The 6,147-nt window shown below is 68.8% G+C and carries 6 protein-coding genes and 1 riboswitch; of the genes, 2 read left to right on the top strand and 4 right to left on the bottom strand.

The features are described from left to right. Positions 1–207 precede the first annotated feature (207 nt). Positions 208–486, bottom strand: a riboswitch (cobalamin riboswitch). A 46-nt stretch (positions 487–532) separates the two neighbouring features. Then, positions 533–829: a hypothetical protein gene (locus AC27VN_RS29745; RefSeq protein ID WP_281078545.1), complete on the bottom strand. Its 297-nt coding sequence runs from the start codon at positions 827–829 to the stop codon at positions 533–535. 254 nt (positions 830–1,083) lie between these two features. Between AC27VN_RS29745 and AC27VN_RS29740 the strand changes: the two genes are divergently transcribed. Then, positions 1,084–1,488: a hypothetical protein gene (locus AC27VN_RS29740; RefSeq protein WP_093342855.1), complete on the top strand. Its 405-nt coding sequence runs from the start codon at positions 1,084–1,086 to the stop codon at positions 1,486–1,488. 11 nt (positions 1,489–1,499) lie between these two features. Here AC27VN_RS29740 and AC27VN_RS29735 read toward each other — a convergent pair whose 3' ends face one another. Together AC27VN_RS29735 and phbB are read right to left on the bottom strand one after the other, a co-directional pair. After that, entirely contained in the window at positions 1,500–3,242 is a 1,743-nt protein-coding gene (locus AC27VN_RS29735) for a cation:proton antiporter domain-containing protein (protein ID WP_093342856.1), read from the bottom strand. Between the two features lie 287 nt (positions 3,243–3,529). Continuing rightward, positions 3,530–4,267, bottom strand: coding sequence for an acetoacetyl-CoA reductase (gene phbB / locus AC27VN_RS29730; protein WP_093342858.1), 738 nt, complete (start codon positions 4,265–4,267; stop codon positions 3,530–3,532). Between the two features lie 206 nt (positions 4,268–4,473). Here phbB and AC27VN_RS29725 point away from each other — a divergent pair, with 206 nt between their 5' ends. Beyond that, positions 4,474–5,007, top strand: a complete 534-nt coding sequence (locus AC27VN_RS29725; RefSeq protein ID WP_208507528.1) for a CinA family protein — start codon at positions 4,474–4,476, stop codon at positions 5,005–5,007. A gap of 13 nt (positions 5,008–5,020) precedes the next feature. On the opposite strand, the gene AC27VN_RS29720 is transcribed toward AC27VN_RS29725, so the two are convergent. Further along, on the bottom strand, positions 5,021–6,037 hold the full coding sequence (locus AC27VN_RS29720) for a tripartite tricarboxylate transporter substrate-binding protein (RefSeq protein WP_490878870.1): 1,017 nt from the start codon (positions 6,035–6,037) through the stop codon (positions 5,021–5,023). Positions 6,038–6,147: the final 110 nt, after the last annotated feature.

The raw sequence follows: 6,147 nt of genomic DNA, 5'->3' as shown, positions 1-6,147 counted from the left end.
AGGGGGGGGGGGGGGGGGGAGGAAGGCCGCGCCCGTGCGATCGCCCGACGGCGATGCGTGATCCATGTGACTTCTCCTCCGACCCGCGTCCCCGCAGGTTCTCTGACCGAACGTGGACACGGCGGGAAGTCGATCGATGGCCGGGACCGGCGGCGGGAAAAGCAAGCGCTTCGCCGGCCGGCGGCCCGGACACGCACTCCCGCAGCGTCCGAGGCGGTGACGAAGGCCGGTATCCGGGCTCGCGGAGCGCAGCGGCGCGCAGTCGAAACTGCAGCGCCGTTGCGGAAGCCCTCGCCTTCCCACGCCTGGGGGGCGCAGTGGCTGCCGATGCCCTGGGGGCATGGCGTGAGGACTTCCAGATCCGCTGACCGTTGCGGGGGCAGCGCAGGAATGGAGGCGTCTGGACGACGCGTCGCACCTGCTTCCCGTTTAACCCCGTGGCCATGGCGTGCATGGCTGGCGGGGCACCTTCGAACCGTGGTGCCGGTGCGGTCTTTGTTTTTAGAAGAAAGACTGCACCGAACGGCGGGGATTATAGGGAGCGGGTGCCGCCGGGGACGTCCGGCGTGCGGGTGTCCTGCGGCCGGCCCGGGCCTTCGGTGCCGAACAGCCGGCGCAGCACGCTGACGCCGGCCACCAGCGCATTGGAGTAGCTGGAATGCGGCTCGATGGCCGCCTCGAGCGGCAGGTAGGAATGCACCGCGCCCTCGCCCGCGGCATCGTCGACCGCCTCCATCAGCACCCAGTAGAACTCGCCGGGCTCCAGCTCGTGGACGGTCAGCGCGAGGTTGCGGGGCGACGGCGACAGGGTGGCGGGGATGGTGTTCACGCGAAGCTCTGGAAGGTGGGCGTTGGCGAAAGCGGCGCAGCGCCGGAATCGTAGACACGCCCTGTCACAACGCGCGGGCACTTCATCACGTTCACCGCCAGCGAAAACCCTGTGTGCTTCCTGCGGCAGGCGGTGGCCCCGACCGTTCCCAGCTTCCGGGCTTCTCCTACAGGCGGGCGTTGGTGCGCGACCTAAGTTTTGCCCATGGATCAAACACCCGCGGCACGCCGCAAGCCCAGACGACAGGAGGCCCCATGAAGCGATTCACCCTGGATCCCTCGATGCGAGCGACCATCGGCGGCGCGTTCTATCCCACCGGTTACTCGGTGGTGATGTTCGCGAGCGCCGAGGACGCCGAGCGCATCGGCCGCCAGCTCGTCGAGCAGGGCGTGAGCGCGGACGACATCTTCCTGCTGCCGCCCCGGACGGTGCTGGCCGAGATCACGCCCACGGTGGCCGATGCGGACAATCCCCTGCCCTCCGCGGGCACCGAGGGGGCGACGGTGCGTGCCTACACCAAGCTGGCGCGCGAAGGCCACACGGCGCTGCTGGTGCGCACCGAGGAGCAGGACGATGCCGAACGCATGATGGAGGTGGTGCGCACGGTGCCGTACTCGATCGCCCAGCGCTATCGCATGCTGGTGATCGAAGACCTCTGACCTGGCGTACGTCAGGCCGGCGCGCCCGGCACGGTGGGCGCGCCGTTCGCGCCATGGGGCGCGGGCGGCGCCACGGCGCGGCGCACCACGTCGCGCGCCATCGCCTGGGCCAGCTCGTGCTCGCCGAGGAACACGGTGGCCGAGACCTCGCGCGTGAGCAGATCGGCTTCTGCTTCGTTGTGGCTGCGGATGACGGTCTCGATGCTGGGGTTGAGCGTGCGCGCAGTCTCGATCATCTGCCGCACATTGAGCGCGGCCGGCGTGGCCACCACCAGCACGCGGGCGCGCGCGATGTGGGCCTGGATCAGCACCGCGGGATCGGCCGCGTCGCCATAGACGGCGGCGCCGCCCTCCTCGCGCAGCTTCTCGACCAGCTCGCGGTTCTGTTCGGCCACCACGTAGGGGATGTCGTGCGCCTTGAGCTCGGCCGCGATGCGGCGCCCGACCCGGCCATAGCCGACCAGCACCACCTGGCGCGAGAGGTAGCGCGCCTCGGTGCTCATGGGCAGCTCGGCCAGCGGGTCGTCGCGCGCCTCGAGGCGGCGCGCGAACGAGGAATGGGCGTGCAGCCATTTCTGCAGCGGCGCGATCAGGCTGAACCACAGCGGATTGGTGGCGATGGAGATGAGCGCGCCGGCCAGGATCAGGCTCTGGCCCTCGGCGGGCATCAGCCCGAGCGAAACGCCCAGGCCCACGAGGATGAACGAGAACTCGCCGATCTGCGCCAGGCTGGCGCTGACGGTGAGCGCGGTGGCCAGCGGGTAGCGCAGCACCAGCACCAGCGCGGAGGCCGCGAGCGACTTGCCCAGCACGATGACCAGCACCACGGCCAGCACCTGCAGCGGGCGCTCGATCAGCACCGAGGGATCGAACAGCATGCCGACCGAGACGAAGAACAGCACGGCGAAGGCATCGCGCAGCGGCAGCGACTCCTGGGCGGCGCGGTGGCTGAACTGCGACTCGCGCATCACCATGCCGGCGAAGAAGGCGCCGAGCGCGAAGGAGACGCCGAACAGCGCGGCCGAGGCGAAGGCGATGCTGACGGCGGCGGCCACCACGCACAGCGTGAACAGCTCGCGCGAGCCGGTGCGCGCGACCTGCCAGAGGATCCACGGGAACACGCGGCGCCCGACGATCAGCATCAGGGCGACGAAGCCGCCGACCTGCAGCAGCGTGAGGCCCAGGGTCTGCCACAGCGGCGAGGCGTCGGTGCCGGCGGCGCGGCCGCCGAGGGTTTCGGCGAGCGGGGGCAGCAACACGAGCACCAGCACCATGGCGAGGTCTTCGACCACCAGCCAGCCGACGGCGACGCGGCCGGTGAAGGAATCGAGGATGCCCAGGCTCTCGAGCGCGCGCAGCAGCACGACGGTGCTCGCGACCGAGAGTGCCAGCCCGAACACCAGCGCGGCGCCCAGGTTCCAGCCCCACCACAGCGCGAGTCCGCCACCGAGCAGCGTGGCCACGGTGATCTGCGCCAGCGCACCGGGCAGCGCGATCTTGCGCACGGCCAGCAGGTCGTCGAGCGAGAAATGCAGCCCCACGCCGAACATCAGCAGCATCACGCCGATCTCGGCCAGCTGCGCGGCGATGCCGGCATCGGCCACGAAACCGGGCGTGAAGGGACCGATGATGACGCCGGCCAGCAGGTAGCCGACCAGCGCCGGCAGGCGAAGGCGTGCGGCGAGAAAGCCGAACACCAGGGCCAGGCCGAGGCCGGCGGCGATCGTGTTGATGAGTGAGACGCTGTGGGGCATCGGCCGATTTTGCAGGAACGTGGGGGGATCGTTCATTACACGTATGCAAGGCGGTTGCATTTCTCGGGGTTTGTTTGTTCGGGGCGGTTCGTTCGGGGCGCGTGCACAGGACACCGGGTACTCCCCTCCGCGAATGTCCCCCGGCCTTCGGCCTCCTCCTTGATTTCGCTGCGGGGAGTACCCGGTGCCCTGTGCACGGGAAGCGCTGTGCTCCGGTGGTCCGCTTGGGAAGCTGCGGGCATGAAAAAACCCGCCGAAGCGGGTTTGTGTTTTCTCGCGAAGCTCGCTCAGTGCATGTGCAGGCCGCCGTTGACCGAGAAGTCGGCACCGGTCGAGTAGCCGCCCTCGTCGGTGGCGAGCCACGCGATGATGGAAGCGATCTCGCTCGGCTCGCCCAGGCGCTTGACCGGGATCGTGGCGACGATCTTGTCGAGCACTTCCTGGCGGATGGCCTTCACCATGTCGGTGCCGATGTAGCCGGGGCTCACGGTGTTGACCGTCACGCCCTTGCCCGCGAGCTCCTGGGCCAGCGCCATCGTGAAGCCGTGCATGCCGGCCTTGGCCGCCGAATAGTTGGTCTGGCCCGCCTGGCCCTTGGCGCCATTGACCGAGCTGATGTTGATGATGCGGCCCCAGCCCTTTTCGACCATGTCGCCCACCACCTGCTTGGTGACGTTGAACATGCTGTTGAGATTGGTCTCGATGACCGCGCTCCAGTCCTCGGGCGTCATCTTGAGGAACATGCGGTCGCGCGTGATGCCGGCGTTGTTGACCAGCACGTCGATGGCGCCGTGCGCCGCCTTCGCGGCCGAGAAGGCCTCGACCGTGGATTGCCAGTCGCCGACATTGCCGACCGAGGCGTGAAACTCGAAGCCCAGGGCTTTCTGTTCGGCCAGCCACTTCGAATAGTCGCGGGTGGGACCGCAACCGGCGACGACGCGGAAGCCGTCCTTGTGGAGACGCTGGCAGATGGCTGTTCCGATGCCACCCATGCCTCCAGTGACATATGCAACTTTCTTGCTCATGAGAAATTCCTTGTGTGTACTTGTCGAAAGCCTTTGAACGGCCGCCTTCACTCTAGCGAGTTTCGGACCACCCTCCGTCTCGGGAAAAACACTGACCCGCCGTGTTTATCGGGTGTCACGATGTATTCGCGGTACGGCGTTCCATCCATTCTCCACGCGGGCAGATACGCTCTTGCGTTCGCTTCGTTTCGAAGGAGTTCCAAAGTATGAATGGCGATCTCAGCGTAAGTCCCGAGGCGGCAAACCCTGAGCCGCTCGCGGTGCTCGCCGCGCGTGTCGGTGCGCTGCTGCGCGAGCGCGGCCAGACGGTGGCCGTGGTCGAGTCCTCGGCCGGTGGCCTGGTGTCGGCCGCGCTGCTCGCGATCCCCGGTGCCTCGGCCTACTTCCGTGGCGGCGCGGTGGTCTATTCGCGGCGCGCGGGCCGCGCGCTGCTCGGGCTCACGGCCGAGGACATGACCGGACTGCGCGGCGAGACCGAGCCCTATGCCTTGCTGGTGGCCGGCCGCGTGCGCGACAACCACCATTCGGGCTGGGGCATCGCCGAGAGCGGCGCGGCCGGTCCCTCGGGCAGCCCCTATGGCGATCCGCCGGGGCGGGTGTGCCTCGCGGTGGTCGGCGGGCCGGACTCGGTGTCCCGGAGCCGCACCATCGAGACCGGCGGCAACGACCGGCCCGCGAACATGGACCTGTTCGCGCGCCACCTGCTCGCGCTGTTCGAGCAGGTGCTGCGCGCGGGCTGACCTACCTCATGCCTTAGTCGGCCTGGACGCCGGCCGCCTTGATCACCTTGCCCCACTTGTCGATCTCGGCCACCAAGTGGGTGCGCAGGCCCTCGGGCGTCTGCTTGTCGAGCGGCACGATCTCCGAGCTCAGCTCGGCCAGCCGCTGCTTCACCATGTCGTCCTGCAGGGCCGCGCGCAGCGCGACGTTGAGCTTCTCGAGCACCGCCGGCGGCGTGCCCTTGGGTGCGTAGATGCCGTGCCAGACCTTCACGTCGAAGCCCTTGAGGCCCTGCTCGTCGAGCGTGGGCAGGTTGGGCATGCTCGACAGCCGCTTGGGCGTGGTCACGCCGAACACCTTCACGCGCGTGCCGTCCTTGATCACCGGCGCGGTCTGCGTGGTCTGGTCGCACAGCAGGTCGACCTGCCCGCCCATCAGGTCGTTGAGCGCGGGGCCGGCGCCCTTGTAGGGCACGGTCGTGAGCTGCACGCCGATCTGGTGCGCGAACAGCATGCCGCACAGCTGCGAGACCGCGCCGATGCCGGCATTGGCGAGCGAGACCTTGTCGCGGTTGGCCTTCACGTAGGTCAGCAGCTCCTGGAAGTTGTTGGCCGGGAAGTCCTTGCGCGACAGCAGGGTCATCGGCACGTCCATCACCTGGCCGATGTACTCGAAGTCCTTGAGCGGGTCGTAGTTGAGCTTCTTGTAGAGCGCGGGCGCGGTCGCCATGCCCATGTGGTGGATCAGGATGGTGTTGCCGTTGGGCGCGGCCTTGGCCACGCGCGTCGGCGCGATGGTGCCGCCCGCGCCCACCGTGTTCTCGACCACCACCGTCTGGCCCAGCGACTTGCCCATGGGCACCGCGAGCATGCGCGCCACCACGTCGGTCGGGCCGCCGGCCGAGTACGGCACCACCATCACGATCGGCTTGTCGGGCCAGGCGCCCTGGGCCGAAGCGCTCCAGGGCGCGACCGCGAGGCCGATGGCCAGGGCGGCGGCCGCGGCGAGGCGCAGGGGGCGGCGCTGGCGCGCGGGGTTCGATGCATTCATGTCTCTTGTCTCCTTCTTCTTGCCTTGGGTTGATGAACGAATGAATGTCCTGGGAAGGCTCAGGCCTGCGCATCGAGCGCGAGCAGGCGCTGCGCGAGCCTGACCACCGG

This window comes from Variovorax sp. 20P10.2.4 (assembly GCF_058244205.1).
The sequence above is the reverse complement of the archived record's forward strand: the minus strand, read 5'-3'. Positions and strand labels throughout refer to the sequence as shown.

What these genes read in the sequence shown, in the direction of transcription:
- AC27VN_RS29740 (WP_093342855.1), top strand. Translation starts at nt 1,084, where the DNA reads ATGAAGCGATTCACCCTGGATCCCTCGATGCGAGCGACCATCGGCGGC.
- AC27VN_RS29735 (WP_093342856.1), bottom strand. Translation starts at nt 3,242, where the DNA reads ATGCCCCACAGCGTCTCACTCATCAACACGATCGCCGCCGGCCTCGGC.
- phbB (WP_093342858.1), bottom strand. Translation starts at nt 4,267, where the DNA reads ATGAGCAAGAAAGTTGCATATGTCACTGGAGGCATGGGTGGCATCGGA.
- AC27VN_RS29725 (WP_208507528.1), top strand. Translation starts at nt 4,474, where the DNA reads ATGAATGGCGATCTCAGCGTAAGTCCCGAGGCGGCAAACCCTGAGCCG.
- AC27VN_RS29720 (WP_490878870.1), bottom strand. Translation starts at nt 6,037, where the DNA reads ATGAATGCATCGAACCCCGCGCGCCAGCGCCGCCCCCTGCGCCTCGCC.